The organism is Streptomyces sp. NPDC093261 (assembly GCF_044753645.1).
Classification (GTDB): Bacteria; Actinomycetota; Actinomycetes; order Streptomycetales; family Streptomycetaceae; genus Streptomyces.
In genome coordinates, this window is record NZ_JBIVNO010000025.1 from 39528 (window position 1) to 61308 (window position 21781).

Below are 21781 nucleotides of genomic sequence, written 5' to 3' on the forward strand. Positions count from 1 at the left end.
CGGGGCCCGGCGCAGCGGTTGCGGTGCCGTCCGCGCGTACGGACGGGAGGGGCGGCGGCTCGTGGGTCAGACGGCGCCGACGCGCCGGGCCGTGCGTCCGGAGATCTGTACGCGGTCGATGGCGCCGGTGGCCGGGTCACGGTGGAACCGGCCGCCGGGCTCCCGCCGCCCCGTGGCCGGGTCGACCAGATCACAGGTCAGATCCGGGTAGCAGACGAGCGGGAGCGGGCAGTCGCCGTCCACGGACAGCGTGGGCGAGCCGTGCTCATCGAGGGCGACCCGGTACTCGGTACCGCCGTTGCGGTAGGTGCCGGCACACCCCGGAAGCGTGACGGCCTCGCTCCGGTCCGCGGGTGCCGGAGCGGTCGGCACGCGCACACCGGTGATCTCGGTGAGGTCGTCGGCGAGGTCGTGCCACAGCGCGGTGGCGCCGGCGGAGTTGCCGGTGAAGGCGACGACCACGCCGCTGTCCGGCTCCGCCCGCAGATGGCACGACGTGCCCTGGGCGTTTCCGTCGTGACCGCACCACCATCGGCCGTCCTGCCGGTACAGCGCGAGACCCGGCCCCCAGGCGTCGGCGAGCGCCCCCGGTGCCGCTGCGGGAACGGGGCGGCGCATGGCCGCGGCGACGGCGGCCGGCAACGCGGCGGACCGTCCGGTCAAAGCCCTTCCGAGGGCCGCCAGGTCCAGGGCGCCGGCCAGCAGGCCGCCGGCCGGCGCCTCCACCGGGGCCAGGTTCTGGTGGGCCCTGCGCAGCTGACCGGACGCGGTGTTGCGGGCATGGCCCGCGGCGGTACGGCGGTCGGGTGCGGTGTCGCCGAGGAACGCCGGCACGGTCCCCAGAGGCTCAAGGACAAGGGCGCGGACGGCTTCCTGCCAGGACATGCCCGTCACCACCGTCACCAGCCGTCCGGCGGCGACATAGCCGGCGTTGGAGTAGGAGAAGGCCGCCCCGGGCGGAAACAGTGCGTCCCGGGCGGTGCACACCTGCCTGAGGTAGCCGGAGGCCGAGGTCCCCGCGGCGGTGTCCGAGTCGGGTCCGGTGGGCAGGCCGCCGGTATGACTGAGCAGCTGGCGCACCGTCACCTCGGGCAGTTCGCGCAGCTCGGGCAGGAACGCGGCGGCGGGCTCGTCCGGGTCGAGGTCGCCGTCGTCGGCCAGGAGCATCACGACGGCGGCCGTGTAGACCTTGGTGACCGACCCGAGCGGAACGGCCGTGTCCGCTGTGAACGGGGTGCCGGTGGCGGCGTCGGCTGTTCCGGTCCACGCGCTCAGTGTGCGGTTGGCGGTGTGCACGGCGAGTTGGGCGCCGGGCACCTGGTGGGCGCGGGCAAGGGTCTCCAGGCGGCTCTGTAACGCCCTCTGCGAGAGGGACGGTCGCCGATCGGCGACCGGAGCGGTAGGGGTGTACGGCATGAGAAGGGGACTCTCTCGGTAGCAGGGCCGGGCGGCGGCAGGCGGGCCCAGGGGTGAGCGGTGCGGGTCCGAGGCATGCGGATGCCAGAGGGCCGCGCTGCGCGCCGGATCAGCGTGCGATGTGCAGTGCGTGTCTCGCGTGGCAGGGGCGTCTCGCGGGGTACGAGGCGCACCTGGGCGGGCCGGAAGCGCCGCGAACCGCCATGCCGGGCGCGGCGGGTCGGCCGGACGCCGCCTACGGCCTCGTCACCTCGACGGGCAGATGGCGTACGCCGACGATCACGGCCGGATTCTGGTGGACGACGTCCTCGTAGGACGGAACGTCCAGGGTGCGGAAACGTTCAAGCAGGAGGTTCAACGCGATCCGCGCCTCCAGCCGGGCCAGCGGCGCGCCGAAGCAGAAATGGATACCGTGACCGAAGGTCAGATGCGGGTTGGGGCTGCGGGTCGCGTCGAAGACATTGGGCTCGGCGAATCGGGCGGGATCGCGGTTGGCGGTGCCCAGATGGGCCATCACCAGGCTGTCCACGGGGATTTCCTGTCCACCGAGCACCAGGGGCCGCGTGGTGCGGCGCCCCAGTTCGGGGAAGGGTGGCAGCCAGCGCAACACCTCCTCGATGGCCTCCGGCACCCTTTCGGGTGCTTCGCGCAGCGCGGTGAGCGTGCCGGGATGCCGGTCGAAAGTGACCAGGGCGTTGCCCAGCAGTGCCGTGGTGGTGATGTGGCCGGCGACCAGCAGCAGGGCCACGAAGCCGACGATCTCCTGATCCGCCAGTCGGACGCCGTCCACCTGCGCGGTCAGCAGCCTGCTGGTGAGGTCGTCCCCCGGGTGCGCGCGACGGTGGCGGATGTGGTCCAGGACATAGCCGTTCATCTCGCGCACGGTCGGGGCGATGGCCTCCAGCGCTCTCTCCAGGTCGGCCATATCGGGCGCCTCGCCGAGCTGGTCGCCCCCGAACAGGATGCCGGCCCATTCCTGGAACAGCCGGTGGTCGGTGGCGGGAATGCCGAGCAGTTCGGCGATCACGATGATGGGGAGCGGATACGCGAGCGCGTCGACGAGGTCGAACCGGTCGCGGTCCGCGACGTCGTCGAGCAAATGGGCGCATACGGCCTCGATGCGCGGTTCCAGCCCGTGGACGACCCGCGGGGTGAAGGCCTGACTCACCAGGGTACGGAGCTTGCGGTGCTCCGGTGGGTCCATCCCGACGAAGTTGCCCTGCCTGAAGGCCTCGAAGTCCTGCTGGGTGGGAGTGAGGGAGGAGAGGTCCGAGGAATACGTCGCGGGGTCGGACAGCACGGAGCTGACGCCCTGGTAGTCCAGAACCTGCCACACGCCCTGCCCGTCGTCGTACCGCACGGGGCCGGAGTCGTATAAGGAGCGCCATGCGTCGGTCAGTGTGTCGAAGCCCGACGAATCCTGCGTCAGTTGGTCGCTAGTCACCGTGTCTCCCTTTGGGGGTGGGGGGATGTGCGGGCTCGGAGCCGCCACAGGTGGGGCGGCCGCCGGGCGCATGGGGAACCGATCCGGCCTCGCGCCGACGAACAACCGTTGCGCGGTCGCGCACGCTCGACTCGTCGAGTCTCCAGCCGGTTGAACGCACGGTGCCGGCCGCGCGCCGGGCGCTGTGGACCGGCAGCGTTCCCGGGACCTCACGGCAGTCATCTGCCGCCGGCCGGATCACCCGGACCGGCTCAACACAACCGGCGATTCACGCCCCGGCGTGTCGTCAGTCCCGTAACGGACGACGCGATCTTTCCTGCGATCCAAGCCCGCATCACTCATCCCCCGAAGAAGCCCCCTGTGCGGCAGCCGCCGCGCGGGGCATTGCCAGTACGCACGAACGGGCAGCAGGCCAGGCCGGGCCGCACGCCCGGGGACGAACTGCGAGGGTACACACATGCGGCAAGCACGTTCCGGTACTCAACACAATGCGTACTCCAACCACATTCGTCCCGGTTGATGCCGTTCACAGTTTTCACGGCGAGTCACGCGACCGCAACCCCCTGAAGTGGAAACGGAGGTGCTGATGTGGTTCACGGTGCGTGCCGCCGGGTGAATCGGCCAGGCTCTCTGCCCATGACGGTCCTGGCTGGATCGCCGCCTTCGCGTGTGCCCCGGGATTCGAAGCCCAAACGGCTGCCCCTGGGAAAGGCTCGGCCGAGATCCGCGACGACCGCCCCTACCGGCCCGACGGCGCGCCCACGGAGGCCGCGTCGACCGCACGGCAGTTGGCCGGCCCCGGCGGCCGGCCCACATGGCCCGGTCGGATGCGCCGTCGTCCGGACATGCGTCGCCGAGGGAGCTCGCGGGGGAGCCGGGACGGCGGGACGTCAGGACGCGCGGGGGGCGCACGGGCTGGCGCACCGCCACACAGCGTGCGCCGGCGCATGCACCCATCGCCGCACCGAGCGGACGGGGAAACGCGGAGCCGCCTGTGCGTCAGGCGCCGCCGTCCGGACCCCGGTCGCCGTGCGTGCGGCCGATGTGATCCGCCACGAGGCGCGCCACCGCCTCCCGGTGCTCGTTCAGGAAGAAGTGGCCGCCGGGGAGGGTTCCCATCCGAAAGTCGCCGGAGGTATGCGCCCGCCAGGCCGCGGCCTGCTCCTGGGTGACATACGGGTCCTGATCGCCGGTGAGGCACAGCAGGGGCGCGTCCACCACGGAGTGCACCGCCGGACGGTACAGAGCGGCCGCGCGGTAGTCGCTCCGCAGAGCCGGCATGAGCAGGTCCATGAGGTCCGGACTGTCGATGATCTCGCCCTCGGTCCCACCCAACTCCGCGAGATCCTCGAGGATCTCTTGGTCGGAGCAGCCGCGGACGCGACTCTTCCGGCGGGCCGACGGCGCCGGGCTCCCTGAGACGACCAACCGGCGCGGAGCTGCGGCGCCTTCGGCGGCGAGACGTACGGCGGCCTCGAACGCCACGCTCGCTCCCATGCTGTGACCGAACAGCACGAGAGGTATCTCATCGGCGGCATACTTCCGAAGAGAGGGCACCAGCTCCTCGGCAAGCCCCTCTACGGTGGGGACGAGGGGCTCGGTCAGCCGCTCCTGCCGCCCGGGGTACTGGACGGCCGAGAGATCCAACTCCCCCGGGAAGTGGTGCGCCAACGGCGCGAAATAGGTGGCGGCACCGCCGGCGTGCGGCAGGAACACCACGTGCGCCGCCGGCCGTTCGGTTCTGCGGAGTTCCCGTACCCATGGATCCCTGCCGCCCATCAAGCGCCTCCACCCTGCTCCGGGCACCGGCTCCCGCACACGACCGTCACGCGCCACGGCAGCCGATCCGTCCGACACGTCCCGCGCGACCGTACGATCTCCTCCTCCGGCGCGTCGAGTGGGACATTCCGCCAACAGATCTGGAACACCGGCGTCAACGGCTGGCTGGTGCCCCAGCAGGCAACGTTTTGCGCGTCAAGGAAGGCGGCATCGGGTCCCCCCTGCTCGAGCGAAGCCGAGAGTTTGGGGGGAGCGTGCTCTCGGCGTGCCGGCCGGAAGTCCTCGTACCGGACGTACTCGGGCTTGCGGCCGGTGCGGCGAGAGGGCGTGCCGGGCGTCGCGACGGGGCGAGCCTTGCCTGTTGGGCACTGGACGCAATACCGGTGATTTTCCGGCTTTCGGGTCGTTGGGCGTGGTGTGCCAAGGCCCCCGGACGGATGAAGTCGTCGTGGGATGAGCGGTTGCCGGATCGGATCGCGATTCGGGTACAGCCCCGCGCGTTCCCGCAGGAGTTGGTGGATAAGGCGGTCGCGGGGTGTGGCCGCGTCGAGCGGCGCCAACGGCTGCTGCCCGCCTCCGATGCACTCGGGGTTCCGGCGCTCACCCTTGTCTGCCCACGTCCGGATGCCGGCTTGGGTGAGCGCTACGATGATGCCGTGGGTGCGTGCGGCCTTGATGTCGTGGACAGCACCCGGCAGGGCAGGTGAGGCCCACAGCAGGCGCCCGAACGCGTCGGCGATGACCTGGACGTTCATGCCGTGGCACTTGTGCTTGCCAGAGTAGTAGCGGCGATCGGCGGCAATGCGGTCTATGTGAAGCAGGGTGCCGTCCAGGATCACGAATGCCTCGTTGACGGCGACGGTCATAGCCTGCTGGAGGGTGGGGCCGAGGGCGGCCAAGACCTCCACCGCCTCGGAGATGTACCGGTAGACGGTAGCCAGCCCGATCCCGAAGCCAGCCGCGAGCTGGGTGTATGTGTGCCCGCAGCGCAGATGGGCCAGCGCGAGCAGAGCCTGTCGGTCCGCGCTCAGGCGGCGCCAGCGCGTGCCGCGCTCACGACGCCGGGCCCTCAGCAGGTCGGACAGCTGGCGCAGGGTCGAGTTGGACAGATCGATCCCCGATGGGTAGACAAGCACGTGAAGCTCCGGGCAGACGGATTGATCTTGGTCGACAACCCATCTACCAGGAGCTTCACCATTCCCCCCACGCCACCCGCAGCCAACCGACGTGCTGCACAAGCAGGTTGGAAAAGCCTCAGTGTGTTCACCACATGCTGCTGACCATCGCCGGCCGGGGACTTGTTCTCCTGAACCTTTACCCAGGTGATCTCACGCTGGTTGGCGTGCAGATGCGGGCCGCTCTCACACGAAGAGGCTGGGCGGACGCGGAAAGGGCCTTTGCCGAATCCTCGGCAAAGGCCCTCCCCGGTCGTCGCCGAGGTGGATGGGACAGCGTCTAGATACTGAACCGTCCGCTACGGCGAATTCTCCCCCTCAGTGCTTTGTTCAGGGGCAGGGGACGACTTCACCCCATTGCCTTTCGATGGTGATCCTTTTCCGGTCGGCCAGCAGGCCGGCGAACACGGTGGAAGACTCTTCCTTTGTCCAGCCCGTACGCATCTGGTATTCCGTGTCGGAGAAGAAGTCGAGTGTCTCCGCGAAGCACGACCTGATGAGTTCCAGATCAGGGACCGAAAGATTCCGGGAGCCGAGGAATTCCCCCCAGTTTTCGAGGAAGTCATACACCTCGGTCTTGGTGCGCCCTAGCCGTGCGACACAGTCAACATCGGGGAGTTCACCCACGACGTAGACCGCCTCCACGATCGCGTCACGTACCAGATGGTGTTCACGTGGCGACGCGAGGAGCATTTCGTACTCTTCGCCGGTCCAATTGAGGTTCATTTTTCGATCTGCACTCCGGTCTTTGTGGTGAAGTACTCCGGCGGAGCACGGAATACGGATCCGCTGGGGGGATCCGGATTGCCACCCCGGAAAATGTATACCCCTCTTTCCGCATCGTACCAGGCCTCACCTGCACCATTGAGGAGCGGGGTTCCAGGTGTGCTGAAAATGTGATCCACATAGCGGGCGAGTGCGTCCGCACCTTCCGGCGTCCTGGGATCCATTCCAGGAATGATGTGGCTAGCCTTACCGTCGAGGATTTCCTGCTCGTTATGAAGCACTGTCTGGAAAGCCGCGTCGGAGCACTCCTCCATCGAGTTGTGCACAAGTACCGGCGTGCGGCCCGCCGGCACGTAGTACGTGTGGAAGCTGTCGATGGTCAGGTTGTACGCGGAGTGGAGCCGATGGTAGCGATGGACGTGGACGATGGTGACGGTCTTGCCGCCGCTGGTGCGCAGCGTCTGGCCGGGCGCGAGGGTGCCCGCGTCGATCCACCGGTGGGCGCTCGGTGACCAGAAGGGGTGGTGCTGGGTCGCGGTGATCCGTGCCGCGCCGGCGTCGATCGTGATGTCGGCGAAGTCGGTGTCGTCCGGCGTGTAGATCGTGTGGGTGACGGTGTGGGCTTCCGTGCGGCCGCTTTCGGGATCGGTGGCCAGGACCACGTCCCCGATGCGCACGTCCTCGATTTCTTGGTCGCGCCGTCGGCCATCAACACCCGGGTGGTACCTGGGAAGCTGTTCGGCCTGGTGCAGACCTTGTACAGGTTCTCCACGGCGTCCCGGGGGAGCCAGCCACCGCTGGTCCTGGTGACCCGGTTGGCCTCGGCGATGCCTTCGACGCCCTCTTCGACCTTCTTGGCCGCCTTGAGTTCGCCGACGCCGGGGATGACCACCATGGCGGCGAAGGCACACTTGCCGAGGGTGGGGTTCTCGATGCAGTCCTGGATGTCCTTGCCGCCCGAGAGCGTCCACAGTCCGCCGTAGATCATGGCGGCCTCTTGCGGATCCACGTTGATCGGCGGATCCATGACACCGCCGTCCTTGAGGCAGTCGGGGTAGTAGCCGAGGCGGGGGATGTAATGGCAGTGCTTGGTATTCCTCTTGGCCTCGGCCTGTGCCTTGCGTGCTGCTTCGGCCTGGCGGCGGGCTTCGGCTTCCTCAGCCCGGCGCCTGTCCATCGTGATCTGCCGGGCCTGGGAAGCCTGTTCCTGGGCTTCCTTGGCGCTCTTGCCGGCGGCGATCGCGGAGTCGTGGGCCGACCGGTCGGCCTGGACAGCGGAGGTGCGTGCGTAGTCGGCGTTGAACTCGGCCTGGGCGGCCGATTCGGTGGCGTCGGCGGCGTCGCGGTCGGCGGTCGCAACGTCATCATGACGGGCGTCTGCGGGGGGGCTGGCGCTCTGCGCCGGAGTCGCGACGCTGGCCACCGCGCATGCCGCTCCGGGTGACCCCTCCCCCACCACCTCGCCCAGCCCGGCGCCGGGTGACGACAAAATGCCCTACGCCGTCGAGGACTTCGCCTACCCGGGAGCGGCGAAGATCTTCCAGGAGAAGCAGATCCTGCTCAAGCGGGGCGACGGTCACATCATGCCGACCGACTGCAAGTCCATGTACGCGATCATGGTGGAGTCGCGGACCGCTCAGAAGCAGTTCTGCTTCTCGGTCAGCGGAAAGCAGGGCGACCTGACCCTCGAGCTGCCCGATGCCTATGGCATCTGGACCCAGGACCACCCGGTCGAGGCCAAGGTGAGCAACGGTGACAAGGAAACCGTCGTCGAGGCCGCGAAGAACGACTACAAGCCCATCGGTGAGGCGGGCGCCAGCGGCAAGCCCTCGGTCCTCCTCGAGCTGCGGGTCACCGGCTGACCCTGGGGCCTGGTCACGGCTGGCGCGTTCACTGCCAACAAGGTTCACGGCGACGTCCTGATCCGCTGGAACACCAGCCGCCTCGCCCTCTGGCCGGGCATCGAGGCCTCCAGTGCCCACAGACCTCGTCCCGACGCGCTGACTGCCCCGGGACGGGCCGTCCTGGCGTCCCTCCCGTGTTACGCCGTAGCGGTGGAGAAGCCCGCAGCGCTGCCTGGGCCTGGCCGGGGTCGACCGCGCTGGGAGCGCCACCCGGGAGCGTGGTGCGCTGGGTGCTGAGGTAGCGAATGACAGCGTCGCTGCCCCACAGGGAACGGGGGTGCCCGGCCGGGTCCAGGACTGCGACCAGACGCATGACCGGAACGGCCAGGCCGACGGGTTCGCCCGCCTGCGCGACATCCAACGAGAGCAGGAGGGCCGCGGCCGCCTTCCGCCCGTACAGGCGGCCGCTGCGAGTGCACGGCTCACCAGCTGACTGAAGGTGCCGGAGGCTGGCCGCCGCTGCGGCGGCCGTGATGGAAAGCGCACGCCAGAGCGAAACTGGAGGATCTGAACGACTGTTCGTTTTTTGCTAGCCTGAACGTGACGCAGTGTCAGCGTGACTGTCCTGGGGGGAGAGAGCCGCAGCCATGAGCGGGCAGATCAGCCACGCGCTGGAGGACGTTGCGAAAAAGACCGAGCAGGCTCTTGCCCGGGACTTCTCCAAGGCATACCACGACATCCTGAAGGAGACCCAGAGCGGTGCCATGAAGGTCGCCGATCGGGTAGCGAAGCAGGAAGCGGAGGCGGCCAAGGATCTCGAGAACATCGCGAAGGGCCGCGCGGGCGATCTGCCTGTCGCTGACCCGCACTTGCCCAACGGCGGCGGACGTGAACCGGATCTCGGGGCCGGCAGGCGTGGCGGCGGCCAGGGCGTCGAGGGCAACAGCGGCTGCCAGACTGGCGGCGACCCGGTCGACGTGGTCTCGGGCCAGATGATCACTTCCGCGACTGATCTCGACCTGCCCGGCTTGCTGCGGCTCGTACTCCGCCGCGCCTACGCCTCCGGCTACCAGGGTGGCACGCTGTTCGGTCCGGGCTGGTCCGCCACCCTCACCCAGAGGTTGCAGATCGACCACCAGCAGATCCACTATGCGGGTGAAGACGGCCAAGTCCTGCACTACCCCGTTCCCGGGCCAGGCCAGCACGTGTTGCCCGAGGACGGCGCTCGCTGGCCGCTCAGCTGGGACCGGGGCGAGGACGTGATCCGGATCGATGACCCGGTCAACGGCTCGATACGCCACTTCCCCGCCTTGCCACAGTCCTCAGGGATCATCCGCCCGCTCGCCGCGCTGACCGACCGCAACGGCCACCGCATCGAGTTCGTGCATGACGACGACGGTCTGCCGGTCGAGGTCCGGCAGTCGGGCGGTCGTCGCGTCGCGGTGGATGCCGTGCAGACCGCCGTCGGTCCGCGGATCGAGGAGCTGCGGCTGCTCGATGGCAGTAACCGTGGCGCGGGCACCACCGTGGTGGGCTTCCGCTACGACATCCGCGGACGGCTCACCGACATCATCAACTCCTCCGGCCGGCCGCTGATCTACGAATACGACGAGCGGAACCGGATCACCTCCTGGACCGACCGCAACGGCCACAGCTACACCTACGTGTACGGGGCGGACGACCGCGTCGCCCACGGCCGAGGCCCCAATGGTGCCTTGGACGCCGATTTCAGCTACGACACCGTCAACCGCCGTACCACCGTTACCAACAGCCAGGGTGCCCGCACCGAGTACTACTACGACGAGCACCGGCACCTCACCCGGATCACCGGCTCGCTCGGCCACACCGTTCGTCTCGAACACGACCGCTACGGGCGGCTGCTGTCGTACACCGACCCGCTTGGCCACACCACCCGCAACACCTTCGATGCGCGCGGCGATGTAGTGCGCGTTGACCGGCCCGACGGCACCAGCCTGCAGATCGCTTACAACGAGCTGCGCCTGCCGGTCGAGATCACCACACCGGAGGGCCGGACCTGGCGCCAGGCGTACGACGAGCGCGGCAACCGCACCGAGATCACCGACCGCGCTGGCGTCACGACCCGCTTCACCTACGACGAACTCGGCTGCCTCACCGGTGTGACCAACGCGTTCGGAAGCACCACGCAGGTGCGCTGCGACCCGCACGGCCTGCTCGCCGAGGCGCTGGACCCGCTCGGCGGACGGACCGAGTACCAGCGCGACGCCTTCGGCCGACCCATCGCCATCACCGACCCGCTCGGCAACACCTCCCGCTACCACTGGACGGTCGAGGGACGCCTGCTGGCCCGCACCCAGCCCGGCGGGACCAGCGACGCCTGGGCATACGACCCCGAGGGCAACCTCCTGCGGCACACCGACCCGGCCGGTGCCACAACGGAACTCGAGTACACCCACTTCCACCTGATCGCCGCCCGCACCGAGCCGGACGGCACCCGCTACACCTTCACCCACGACACGGAGTTACGGCTCACCGAGGTCACCCAGCCCCAGGGCCTGACCTGGAACTACACATACGACGCCACAGGCCGCCTGGTCTCCGAAACCGATTTCGACGGCCGCACCATCGGCTACGCCTACGACGCAGCGGGCCAGTTGACGGAGTGCCGCAACGGACTCGGCCAGGCCATCCGCTACACCCTCGATCCACTGGGCCGGATCGTGGCCAAGGACGCGGACGGCGAGCTCACCCAGTACCGCTACGACCAGACCGGCCAGCTGCTGTCCGCCCGCAACACCGTCTGCGAGCTCACCCGCCGCTACGACCCGGTCGGGCGCATACTCGCCGAGACCGTCGACGGCCGGACCATCGAGTTCACCTACGACGAGCTCGGCAATCTGGCCACCCGGCGTACCCCCTCCGGCAGCCTCAGCACCTGGAGCTACGACCCCGCGGGCAAGCCGCTGTCGCTCACCGCGGCCGGGCAGCAGCTAGCCTTCGAGCACGACGCGGTGGGCCGGGAGACCGCCCGCCACCTCGGCCCCGACCTCACCCTCGCCTTCGCCTGGGACGCCACCAACCGGCTGACCGCCCAAACCCTCACCGGCACGGATGCCCAGGCGCTGCTGCGCCGCTCCTACCACTACCGGGCCGACAGCGCCCTGACCGCCCTCACCGACCACGCACTCGGGAAGATTGCGGACACCACCCACTACGAGCTGGACCGAGCCGGCCGCGTGACCGCCGTGCACGCCACCGACTGGACCGAGCACTATGCCTACGACCAGGGCGGCCACCCTCTTGAGGCCATCTGGCCCAGCCAGCGCCAACGCGACGCGGCCGCACAGGGCCAACGCGAATACCAGGGCTCGCTGCTGCGCCGTGCCGGGCACATCGCCTACGACTACGACGGCCAGGGCCGGATCACCGGCCGCCGCCAGACCACGCTCTCCGGCCGCACCCGCACCTGGCACTACACCTGGGACGCCGAGGACCGCCTCACCGAGGTCACCACCCCGGACGGCAGCCGCTGGACGTACCGCTACGATCCGCTCGGCCGCCGGATCAGCAAGCAGCACCTGGTCGACGAGGGCGCAGCATGGACGGTCCGCGAGCGGACCGAGTTCACCTGGGCCGGTGCGGTACTGGTCGAGCAGACCGCCTACGCTTCGAGCCTGCCCGCCCCGTACACACTCAGCTGGGACTACCGCGGCCTGCACCCGATCACCCAAGCCGAGCGAATAGGCACCGGGCACGATCAGGAGGACATCGACCGCCGGTTCTTCGCGATCATCACCGACCTCGTCGGCACCCCCACCCACCTCATCGCCCCCGACGGCTCAACCGCATGGCAGCAGCGCAGCAACCTCTGGGGCCTGCAGATCGCCGCCAGCCGGCACGCGACCGACACGCCGTTGCGCTTCCCCGGCCAGTACTACGACCCGGAATCGCGGCTGCACTACAACGTCTTCCGCTACTACGACCCCGTCGCGGCCCGCTACCTCAGCTCCGACCCGCTGGGTCTGTCGCCCGCCCCCGACGCCTACGGCTACGTCGGCAACCCGCTCCTGGCGTGCGACCCGTTCGGCCTGACGATGCGCGACGCCCGCGGCCGGTACATGCATGATCCGAACGCCGCCCCCGTCACGCACAACCGCGACAGCGAATACCCCAGTGGCTACCGGCAGTCCACACACGACGCGATGGTCCAGAACTGGACCGACGAGGGACTCGCGCAGGGCACCGCGCACCCGGTCGACGCGGCCGGCAACCCGATCCTGCGCGAACAGCTGACCTGGCGCGACAGCACCGGCCAGGTCGTCCCCTACGACCAGCTCACGTACGAGCACCTGGACCCGGTAGTCAACCACTGGAACACCACCGGCTACAACACCGACCGCCCAACCCGCAACGACTTCTACAACGACCCCGCCAACCTCGAACCCATGACCCGTAGCCAGAACTCCAGCGGCGGCGCCAGACTAGGGCAAACGTACCGCCAGGACGTCGGGCCCAACTATCGTTGCACGTAGTGACACCCCGCCCCCGGCCTCTGGAGCTTTGCTATGGACCAGACCGCGATCCTCTCCGGCATGCCCGGCGCCGAACCCTTCCCCGGGCTGCCCGACGCCTGGCACTGGTCACCGAACCCCCGCTTCCACTTCGTCGCCGCGCTCGCCACCGATCGCGAGCACGTGCTCCAGATCAACACCATGGACTCCTACGACGAGACCCTGGTACGCGAGGTACTCGCCTTCGCCCGCGACCACGCCGCCCAACTGGCCAACGACAACCGCCCCCTCATCGCGCTGCCCGGATTCACCGCCACCGGACGCGACTTCGACACCGTCGCTGTGGCGGCCCCACGCGCGCACACCTACCACGCCCGAGACGACAAGGACCTCCACCAGGCCACCTACGCCGTCTTCCCCGGCTGGCACTACGAGTTCTCCGGCACCGAGACCGACGAGGAGGCATACTCCCAGGTCTCGCACCCTCACGGCCTGCGGGTCACCAACCTCGACCGCGAGCCGCTACCGTTCCTGAAGATGAGCTACCACAACACCGTCACCGGCTCACGGAGCACCGCAGCCCACCGCGCGCTCGCCAAACCGCCCGTCCTCATGCGCGAACTTGAACTGCTGGAGGGTGCAGCGGCAGGTTTCGTCGAGTTCGAGAACTTCCGCCACCAGGTCTGGCGTGCCGAATGGGCAGGCACATACGTACTGGAAGGCGAGGGAATCCGGCGCGAACCCGACCGGGCCGAGTTGCTCGCGTTCGCACAAGCCGCGCTGACCGGCGAGGTCTGAGTCACGCCCCGATACAGACCGAGCTGGCCTTTGGCCGGGCCAGTGAGACGTGCGGCACCACACGACAAGACCAAGGAGGGGCCGGTGGCGATCGAGCTGCCCGACGAGGTGGTGCAGTTCCTGCAGTTCATCGGGGTCAACTGGCCGCAGGTCAACGAGGACTCCGTGAGTGAGTTCGCCTCGCACGTACGCGAGTTCGCAACCAATATCGAGGACACCCACCAGAGGGCCACCAGCCGAATACAGGCCATGGGAGCCGCCTACCAGGCCAACTCCTACGAACTGCTGGTCTCCAAGTGGGCCCACCTGTCACGGGGCCACATGAACGACCTGCTGGAAGGCTGCCAAGTGCTCGCCACGGCACTGGACGCCGCAGCGGACTACATCGTCGCGATGAAACTGGAGTGCATCGGGGAACTGGCCGTGCTGGCAGCCAGCTTCATCGCAGACCAGGCCGCAGCCGTGGCCACCCTCGGAATCGCCGAGGCAGCCGAAGCCCTGGTCATCGACGCCGCGGAGAAAGCCGTCGACTACCTGGAACAACAGCTCATCCAGTACATCATCGGCCAGGTCATCGAAGCCGCACTCAACCCCCTGCTCGGCGTGATCGAGAAGGCCGTCGCCGGCATGACCTACTCGGCCCTGGAGGACGTCCTCGGCGTTAGCGGCTCCGGACCGGACGCGGACAGCGGATTCATGATCCACCCCGAGGAGCTCCGGTCTCACGCGCAGATCTTCACCCACCACGCCGAGACAGTCCAAGAGCACGCCCAGGCGCTCTCCGGCAAGATCTCCCAACTCAGCTTCAGCTGATCTCGCTCCACTCCCAGGTTCTCAGCTTGACGTTTGACCTCGTCTGTCACCCGACCTGCTGATCTGCGGTTTTTCTCGGGACAGCGGAGGCGGCCGTTCTCCACGCTTCGAGATGTCGAGTCACGAAGCACGAGAGAACGGCCGCTGCGTATGAGTCTCCCGGTCCACGCGCCCGCGGGCGAGGCGTTCGAATTCTTGTCCCGCTTTCGGGTCGGGTTCTACGAGTGCCTTTACGCCCGCGCGGATGCGCTCTTTGAGCTCACCGACGCGGTGCTGTGTGCGGACGGGCCGGTGAAGACGCTGGTCGAGCTGTCGCCGGCGGTCGAGCACCGGCGCGGGCACGGGGCGATGTACGCGGCGTTGGACCAGGGCTGGGCGGAGCCGGCCCGGTTGCGGCGCCCGCTGGCGGGCCTGCCGCTGCCCAGGGCGGCCGACGGGCGGATCGTGCTGGCTGTGGAGGTGAGCAACTGGCTCCGCCCCGACGCCCCGACCAGTGAGGACCGGCTGTTGAGGTAGGCCTCGACGTCCCCCTCCAACGGACCCGACCTGAGCCGCGCAAAGAACGCCATCATCACCTTCGACATAACGTCATCTGTCTGCGTCCCTTGGCGTTTGTGTAGGCCCAGACCAGGTTGCGCAGCGCGGACGTCTTGTTCAGCCCAACCTCCCACTGCCGCTGGGCCTCAGGGCACAAGACCCCTTCAGGGCATAGGTCACCCGGGGCAAGGCCACGCTGGCGCGGCACCTTCCGCTTCGTCTCGCCGCCGATCATGCCTGGCCCTCTCTGTTCGTCGGTATGGGAAGGCGCAGTCCGTGCTCGGCCCCTGCGGGCCGAACGTGAGACTGCACAGACTTCTCAGCCGCGGGCGAGGAGACGTGTGAGAAAGGGATTCAAAAAAATCTTCCTGAGAGCTGCGTCGGCGTAGGGCAGGACACATCCGGCAAACGCAAGAAGGCCCTCGCTCCGGGCGGGGACTCCGGCGGAGCGAGGGCCTTGGAAGGGCGCTGTGCAGGCCGGCTATCCGGCCCGGACGATGTCGAGCACGTACAGGTACTCGTGCGATCGGTTGATCCAGTAGACGACGGTGAGCGGGCAGACTCCGGCGGTCCGCAGGTCCTCACCGTCCCGGTCGGTGGGGTCTCACCCGACGAGGTCGTCGATGGCGGCATAGTTCTGGGGAGACTGCCATACCTGCTCCCAGAAGGTGTGAACCGCTTCGACGCCCGAGCGCTTCGCCGTGTTCGCTCCTCGGTTGTGGCTGCCTCACGAGCCCGGCAACAGGGGTCCGCCCGCCATGAGACCGCCGTCGACGGTGAGGATATGGCCGGTGATGTAGCTCGCCTTGTCCGAGCCCAGGTACTGGACGGCCTCGGCAATCTCCTCGGGGGTGCCCGCCCGGTGCAGGGGCAGCACCGAGTCGACCGCGTCCCGCGCCGTGTCGTCGCCGGTGAACCGCTCGTACATCGCCGTGCGGGTGTAGCCGGGAGCGACGGCGTTGACCCGGATTCCGTGCGCGGCGCCTTCGAGTGCGGCCGCCTTCGTGATGCCGGTGACCGCGTGCTTGCTGCCGACGTACAGGGTCGCGCCGGGGTAACCCATCAAACCGAAAGTGGAGCTGACATTGACGATGCTGCCGCCGCCCTGCTCCCTCATGAGACGGAACTCGTGCTTCAGACACAGCAGCGTGCCCTTGACGTTCGTATCGAAGGTGGCCTGGTAGCTCTCGTCGGTCACCTCGGTGACCGGCCCGGGCGTTCCCTCGGTGCCGGCGTTGTTGAAGGCGACATCGAGTCGCCCGAACCGCTCGACCGCACGATCGGCGAGGTTCTCCACATCGGCGTCGGAGCGGACGTCGGCACGCACGAACTCGGCTTGGGCGCCGAGGTCGCCGAGCTCCGTGGCGAGCTGCTCGCCGACGTCCCGGTGGCGGCCTGAGACGACAAGGTTCGCGCTCTGACGGGCATAGGCCAACGCGGTTGCCCGTCCGATACCGGTGAGTGCGCCCGTGATGAGGACGACGGGAACAGGCACGTCGAGGGTCCTTCCTGCGAGCAGACAAATGAACGGCAGGCAAGCGGCCGGCAGCCCGCAGGGCACCGGGGCTCTCTTCCGGCCAGGGCGTACCCCTGTGAGGACGCTGTCCCGGCCGGACGGCAGTCATAGGGGAAGCGGCCACGGCACCCCTCGAATGGCCGCGCATGATGCCCCGTATGCCCCATGGGGAGACCCTTCGTTCACGGCGCAACCAAGTGGGGAGCGAGAGCGCCTGTGGCCGGTTCCAAGGCTCGGCGCACTTCCGTGAACCGTGACGCCTGGTGCGACAGCAACCCGATGTTCCGATCACTCGGGCCCGGCCGTGGAGCATGCTGTTGCGGTGAGTGATCCTCCAGCGTGGCAGGCGTGGCTGAACAGCCTGGATGCACCGCGAAAGGCCACTGCGGAGTCTCTGCGCCAAGTACGGAGTCCTCGGCCTGGCCGATCATGTCGACCTGATCAAGTCGGAAATCAACGAAGACATTCTGCAGCTCGCGCGATTTGTGCTGCTACGAAGCCTGTGGCACGGTGCGATCGACGGCTGGTCCGCCTCCCACTCGCTCCGAAGAGGAAACGGATTCGAGGTCCCTCTTCAAAGGACCGCGCCATGTGTACGCGCCGCGTGGCATGACGGTCAACAGGTCTGCCGGTAGGAGGCATCCGGGATGAATGCCTTCCAGGTCGCGGGGCTCAGGCCGGAGCCGGCGCGGGCGCATACAGACGCAACGACCAGCTGCGGTGCTATCGGGTAGGCATGGGGCGGCGTATGGGCGCCGTGAACGATGACGCTCGTCCCGGCATGGTCGAAGCCCAGGGAGTACACGTCGTCCCCCGCCGTGAGCAGGCCGGCTCCCAGGGGACGGGAGGTCGCGGCGTCCCACAACCGGACACTTCTGCCGCCGGCGGCAACCAGGATGCGGCCGTCTGGTGAGTAGGCGAGAGCGGAGACCGGCTGGGGTTTGCCGTCCTCCGGGTCTGCGGGCACGGCATCGAACATGCCGAACCGGTGCTTGACCGCCCGGTCCCACAGGGTCACCCATCCGGCGTCGTCGCCGGTCGCCACCCGGCCGCCGGCACCGGGGGCCTCTTCTATTGCCGTGATCTGGCCTTTGACGGGATGGCCGGGATCGGTGGCGGGAGGCGGCTGCCGGATTCCGTCGGTCCCCCAAGAGGAGTCCAGGGCGTCCCCGACGTAGAGGGACCGGATGACGGGCGGCGCGGTCCAGGAACCCCCTTCGATGTACCGGATCAGCTTTCGGTGCGGGTCGAGGCTCACTCCCCCGACGGGGCGGCCCTGCAGGGGATACCGGAAGACCGGTGCCGCGGGGCTGTCGAGCCGCCACAGTGCAAGGGCTTTGTTGTCCGCGACAGCAAGAAGCCGGCCGTCGGGGGTGACGGACACGCACGTGGGTGCCGTGGCAGGGATGGACTGGCCTTGCTTTCCCGTACGCAGATTCCAGATGTGTATCCCGTTGTCGGCGACGATGAGGAGGTGGTGCTCATCCATGTGCAGCGGGTACGGCCTCACTGCGTTGCCGTGTGGGCCACAGGCCAGTCGCACAGCGGAGCCCCACGGTCCCGTGCTGCCCAGTCGGCGTTCGTTGCTGCCGTCCCACACGAGCAGATCACCGGTCCGGGTACATTCCGCTCCTCGCTGCTGCTTTGTGGGCTTCGGAGCAACCGGGGCCCGGTGGTGACCCGGCAGATGCCACAGCTTGGCAAAACGGCCGTCTTCGTCGAAGACGACAAACGTGTCGTCGGTCGGGCCGAAGGACACCATTCCGGTGGAGGAAGGTAGCGGTATCTCGGTTGACGCGCCGGAGGCAGCGTCGCGCACCTCCCACCTGTCCGGGGTACGGATCAGCAGCCGCCGCGCGTCGGGGGACGCCTCCATCAGGCGGTCGTCCTTACCGATGGACAGCCTACGCAGCAGGCGGCGGGTGGTCAGGTCCCACAGCCGTGCGCGTCCCGTGCCGCCCGTCACCAGCGTGCTGCCGTCGGAGCTCAAGAAGGGGACCGAGGCGTCCTCGCCGGCCGCGCCTGGTTCGGCGAAGGCATCTTGCTCGGGCTGAGTGGAGGCGCCCCAGAGAGCCGCCCTGGCTTCCAGCGTGGGGCTGATGCGCCATGCGGCCACGCTAAGGCGTAGAGCGGTGAGCGGGTCGGCGTACCGCATACTTTCCGCCAGCGCCGCGACGCGCTGGGATGCCGCGTCGGCGAGGCGCCGTTGCTCCATGCGGTCCCGCTGCCACGCCACCAGGCCGGCCACCATCGCCAAGGCCGCGACCGCGGAGACGGCCACCCGCAGTCGCCGAAGCCGTCGGGCCGTTCGCCACGCCACGCGCTGTTCCTGTTCGCGTGCGGCGATGCTGGCGTCGAGGAAGGCCCACTCGAGTGGGATCAGTTCCGCGCGACGCCCGGCGAAGCACTCCTCAGCCGCGGCCAGCCGCGTGCCGCGGTACAAGGCCCCCGGGTCTTGGCCGAGGGTCTTCCACGTGCGGGCGGCTTCGGTCAGCTGGTGGTGGACACGGAGGCGCTCCCGGGCATCGTCGATCCATTTCCGCAGCCTGGGCCAGCCCGTGATGAGGGCTTCGTGCGCCAGGTGGACGGTTTCGCCGTCGAGCGTGACCAGTCGTGCTCTCACCAGCCGCTCAAGCGTGTCGCCGGTGTACGGAGAGCGGGCGGCGCCCAGTTCCCCACGGTTTGCCGGGCGCCCTGTGTCCTGCGCCCCTTCACCTGGAGTGATCAGGCGCAGCAGGATCCTTCGCGCGCAGACTGCCTGGTCTGCGGACAGCTGGGTGTAGAGCTCTTCGGCGGTACGGGACAGGGCCCCCTGAACGCCGCCCGCCGCCTCGTAGGCGGACAGGGTCAAGGCGCGGCCTCTGCGACGACGCCAGGTCTCCAGCAGGGCGTGGGACATCAAGGGCAGCCCGCCGGGTTTCTCAGCGACCTCCTCGACGATCCTCCTGGTCAGTTCCCGCTCGACGATCAAACCCGCGGTCATCGCCGGCTTGACGATGGCCTCTCGAAGTTCTGCTGGGCTCATCGGGCCTACGAGCACGGTGGCCTCACGCAGCGCCGCGGCCAGTGCGTGGTGTTCGGCGCAGCGGCCGAAGAAGTCGGCGCGCACCGCGAGCAGGACCCGGACTCTGTGCTCGGGTTCCAGCGCGGTCTGGAGCAGTTCGATGTAGGCCTCGCGTTCAACTGGGTCGGCGCACAGGGTGAACAGTTCCTCCAACTGGTCGACCACGACGACCGTGTCCCCGGGCTCCTGGCTCGCCCTCATCACAGCGGCTTGGGCGGACATGGGCCGGGGGCCTGGGGTGAGGATGCGGATGGCCGCCGGCCGCCGGTCCGGGGACTCCTCGTTCTGGAGGAGGGGGATCAACCCGGCCCGCAGCAGTGAGGACTTGCCACTGCCCGAGGGGCCCACCACGGCGACCAGGCGGTGGCCATGGACTCGCTCGGCGAGCTGAGCCGTGAGCTGGTCCCGGCCGAAGAATACGTCCTGATCGCCGGTCTCGAAGCGGGCCAGACCTCGGTACGGCGACCGCGCGTCGTCGGCATGCGTCGCACCGGCGGCCGTTGCCTCGGCCGCCGCGTGCCAGCGTTGTTCCCACTTTGCGGCGTCACCGCCGCAGGCTTGCGCATAGGCGAGTGCCACCGCGAGGGACGGCAACTGCTCACCTGCGGCCGCCCGTGACAGCGTGGCCGCCGAGTACGACGTGCGCTGCGCCATGGCTCGGTAGGTGAGACCTCCCGCGTCCCGGCGCAGCTTGCGTAGCTCGAAGGCGAAGGCGTGAGTCGGGCCTGACGCCGGGTCCAGTTCCCCTTCACGGCGGCCCATTTCCGCCTCGCCTCCCCGTCCGTACATCGCGGCGGGCCACAACCTACGCGCGGTTTTCGCGCGGCTACAGGCCTGTTGACCTGTGTTTTTCAGCCAACTGCTCCTGTGATCAGCGGGCTTGGGATTTTGGTGCACGCGATGGAACGGGGGTGCGCAACAACCGGGCGACCCGGAAGCCTGATGCCTGGCCGGCGACGGACAGCGTTTCGGGGGGCGACGTCGGCCATCCACGCCCGTTTCCCCGTCCGGGCCCCGACGCCTGCGCTCGGGTGCCCGGCCTCTCCCATCGGAGGTACGCATGCCCTCGTTGCGCTCTCGCACCGCACTGCTCACCAGCGCCGTCCTTCTGGGCGGCGGCGGCCTGATCGCCACCGCCCCGGCGGCTACCGCCGCCCCGGCCCAGCCCTATCACTTCACCTGCACCTACACCACTGCCGAGCCTCAACTCTCCGTCGGCTCCACCGGTGCTGCGGTCAAGCAAGCCCAGTGCCAGCTCAATAGCGTCCTGGACCGCCGGGTCGTCGTGGACGGCACCTTCGGCTCAGCCACCAAGAGCGCCACCATCGCGTTCCAGCAGTGCGCCGGCCTCAGCGCCGACGGCATCATCGGCCCGAACACCTGGTCCGCGCTCGACCGGTGGTGGCTGAACGACATCGACTGCCACAAGTGACCGGTGGTGCCGGGCCGGAAGCGGACAGCGCTCCGGCCCGGCACTCTCCGTCCGGATGGCCAGGACCGGGCACGCCGCAGCCCTCGCGCCCGGTGTCGGCGTGCCCGGCCCCATACAGGCATCGCGGTGCATTCCGCCATGCCACCGCACCGGCCCGTCTCAAGACAGGAGTCTGACCTTGGCCGCACAGCACCGCGCCCTGCTGACCTTGACCGTGCTGTTTCTCGTCGGCGGAGTTGCCGCCGCGCAGTCATCCGCAGCCGCACCGGCACCCACACCCCCCGCAGCAACCAGGAGTGTCGCCGGCTGTGACTACTACTCCGGCATCGGACCGGTACAGTCCGGAAAGACCTATCCAGACCGGCGGATAGCCGAAGTGCAGTGCCTGATCGACACCAACACCAGCTACCGCCCGCCCCTGCCCGTCGACGGCATCTACAGCCCCCAGACCGTACGCGCGGTCATCGTGGTCCAACAGCACGCCGGGCTCGCCCCCGACGGCATCGTGGGCCCCGCCACCTGGGCGGCCCTGCGAGCCGGCGTCTACTGGTGACAGCGGCGTGATCTGCGCGAGCCGGACGGCAGGGCGGAGCAGCGCATGGTATCCGGCGCATCGACCAGCTCATCAACCATGCCCCGACCGCTGCCTGGCGGCAGCTGTCCTGCGGGAACGAGGCAGTCGGAGGCGGGCCTACATTGGTAAGCCTGTCCGCTGCCCACCCGTCCCGTCGCATCCCAGCCGCGCTT

Annotated in this window: 13 protein-coding genes and 2 pseudogenes; 7 read left to right on the plus strand and 8 right to left on the minus strand. The window is 68.9% G+C overall.

Annotated elements, in window-relative coordinates; genetic code table 11:
- Positions 1-66: 66 nt before the first annotated feature.
- The 6 genes and pseudogenes from ACIP94_RS33930 to ACIP94_RS33955 form a co-directional block, all read right to left on the minus strand.
- A complete protein-coding gene (locus tag ACIP94_RS33930) occupies positions 67-1416 on the minus strand; it encodes a serine hydrolase domain-containing protein (RefSeq protein ID WP_402434445.1) in 1350 nt (449 codons plus the stop codon).
- A 235-nt stretch (positions 1417-1651) separates the two neighbouring features.
- Positions 1652-2860, minus strand: a complete 1209-nt coding sequence (locus ACIP94_RS33935) for a cytochrome P450 (protein ID WP_402434448.1) — start codon at positions 2858-2860, stop codon at positions 1652-1654.
- Between the two features lie 999 nt (positions 2861-3859).
- The gene (locus tag ACIP94_RS33940) at positions 3860-4639 is read right to left on the minus strand and encodes a thioesterase II family protein (protein ID WP_402434451.1); all 780 of its coding nucleotides are present in this window, start codon (positions 4637-4639) and stop codon (positions 3860-3862) included.
- Positions 4640-5241: 602 nt separating this feature from the next.
- Positions 5242-5775: pseudogene (locus ACIP94_RS33945) on the minus strand (transposase family protein); the annotation flags it as partial.
- Positions 5776-6144: 369 nt separating this feature from the next.
- Positions 6145-6540 (minus strand): hypothetical protein, encoded by a 396-nt coding sequence (locus tag ACIP94_RS33950; RefSeq protein ID WP_402434454.1) that lies wholly within the window; start codon positions 6538-6540, stop codon positions 6145-6147.
- Positions 6537-7217 carry a polymorphic toxin-type HINT domain-containing protein gene (locus ACIP94_RS33955; protein ID WP_402434456.1) on the minus strand — a complete coding sequence of 227 codons (681 nt, stop codon included), beginning with the start codon at positions 7215-7217 and terminating at the stop codon, positions 6537-6539. Before ACIP94_RS33955 ends, ACIP94_RS33950 begins: the two co-directional genes overlap by 4 nt.
- 813 nt (positions 7218-8030) lie before the next feature.
- Here ACIP94_RS33955 and ACIP94_RS33960 point away from each other — a divergent pair.
- The 5 genes and pseudogenes from ACIP94_RS33960 to ACIP94_RS33980 all read left to right on the plus strand — a co-directional run.
- The gene (locus tag ACIP94_RS33960; protein WP_402434459.1) at positions 8031-8402 is read left to right on the plus strand and encodes a hypothetical protein; all 372 of its coding nucleotides are present in this window, start codon (positions 8031-8033) and stop codon (positions 8400-8402) included.
- A gap of 629 nt (positions 8403-9031) precedes the next feature.
- Positions 9032-12895, plus strand: coding sequence for a DUF6531 domain-containing protein (locus ACIP94_RS33965; RefSeq protein ID WP_402434461.1), 3864 nt, complete (start codon positions 9032-9034; stop codon positions 12893-12895).
- Positions 12896-12928: 33 nt separating this feature from the next.
- Positions 12929-13672 (plus strand): hypothetical protein, encoded by a 744-nt coding sequence (locus tag ACIP94_RS33970; RefSeq protein WP_402434464.1) that lies wholly within the window; start codon positions 12929-12931, stop codon positions 13670-13672.
- Between the two features lie 84 nt (positions 13673-13756).
- Positions 13757-14485, plus strand: a complete 729-nt coding sequence (locus ACIP94_RS33975; protein WP_402434467.1) for a hypothetical protein — start codon at positions 13757-13759, stop codon at positions 14483-14485.
- A 150-nt stretch (positions 14486-14635) separates the two neighbouring features.
- Positions 14636-14992 (plus strand): annotated as a pseudogene (locus ACIP94_RS33980) (transposase); the annotation flags it as partial.
- 757 nt (positions 14993-15749) lie between these two features.
- On the opposite strand, the gene ACIP94_RS33985 reads toward ACIP94_RS33980, so the two are convergent.
- Together ACIP94_RS33985 and ACIP94_RS33990 are read right to left on the minus strand one after the other, a co-directional pair.
- Entirely contained in the window at positions 15750-16517 is a 768-nt protein-coding gene (locus ACIP94_RS33985) for an SDR family NAD(P)-dependent oxidoreductase (protein WP_402434470.1), read from the minus strand.
- A 637-nt stretch (positions 16518-17154) separates the two neighbouring features.
- Positions 17155-20364 carry a helix-turn-helix domain-containing protein gene (locus tag ACIP94_RS33990; protein WP_402434472.1) on the minus strand — a complete coding sequence of 1070 codons (3210 nt, stop codon included), beginning with the start codon at positions 20362-20364 and terminating at the stop codon, positions 17155-17157.
- A 298-nt stretch (positions 20365-20662) separates the two neighbouring features.
- On the opposite strand from ACIP94_RS33990, the gene ACIP94_RS33995 reads away from it, so the two are divergent.
- A complete protein-coding gene (locus ACIP94_RS33995) occupies positions 20663-21034 on the plus strand; it encodes a peptidoglycan-binding protein (protein WP_402434475.1) in 372 nt (123 codons plus the stop codon).
- A 178-nt stretch (positions 21035-21212) separates the two neighbouring features.
- A complete protein-coding gene (locus ACIP94_RS34000; protein WP_402434478.1) occupies positions 21213-21587 on the plus strand; it encodes a peptidoglycan-binding protein in 375 nt (124 codons plus the stop codon).
- Positions 21588-21781: the final 194 nt, after the last annotated feature.

Coding starts and splice junctions, on each gene's coding strand:
- ACIP94_RS33970 (WP_402434464.1), top strand. CDS start 12,929: ATGGACCAGACCGCGATCCTCTCCGGCATGCCCGGCGCCGAACCCTTC.
- ACIP94_RS33950 (WP_402434454.1), bottom strand. CDS start 6,540: ATGAACCTCAATTGGACCGGCGAAGAGTACGAAATGCTCCTCGCGTCG.
- ACIP94_RS33965 (WP_402434461.1), top strand. CDS start 9,032: ATGAGCGGGCAGATCAGCCACGCGCTGGAGGACGTTGCGAAAAAGACC.
- ACIP94_RS33960 (WP_402434459.1), top strand. CDS start 8,031: ATGCCCTACGCCGTCGAGGACTTCGCCTACCCGGGAGCGGCGAAGATC.
- ACIP94_RS33930 (WP_402434445.1), bottom strand. CDS start 1,416: ATGCCGTACACCCCTACCGCTCCGGTCGCCGATCGGCGACCGTCCCTC.
- ACIP94_RS33995 (WP_402434475.1), top strand. CDS start 20,663: ATGCCCTCGTTGCGCTCTCGCACCGCACTGCTCACCAGCGCCGTCCTT.
- ACIP94_RS33940 (WP_402434451.1), bottom strand. CDS start 4,639: ATGGGCGGCAGGGATCCATGGGTACGGGAACTCCGCAGAACCGAACGG.
- ACIP94_RS33990 (WP_402434472.1), bottom strand. CDS start 20,364: ATGGGCCGCCGTGAAGGGGAACTGGACCCGGCGTCAGGCCCGACTCAC.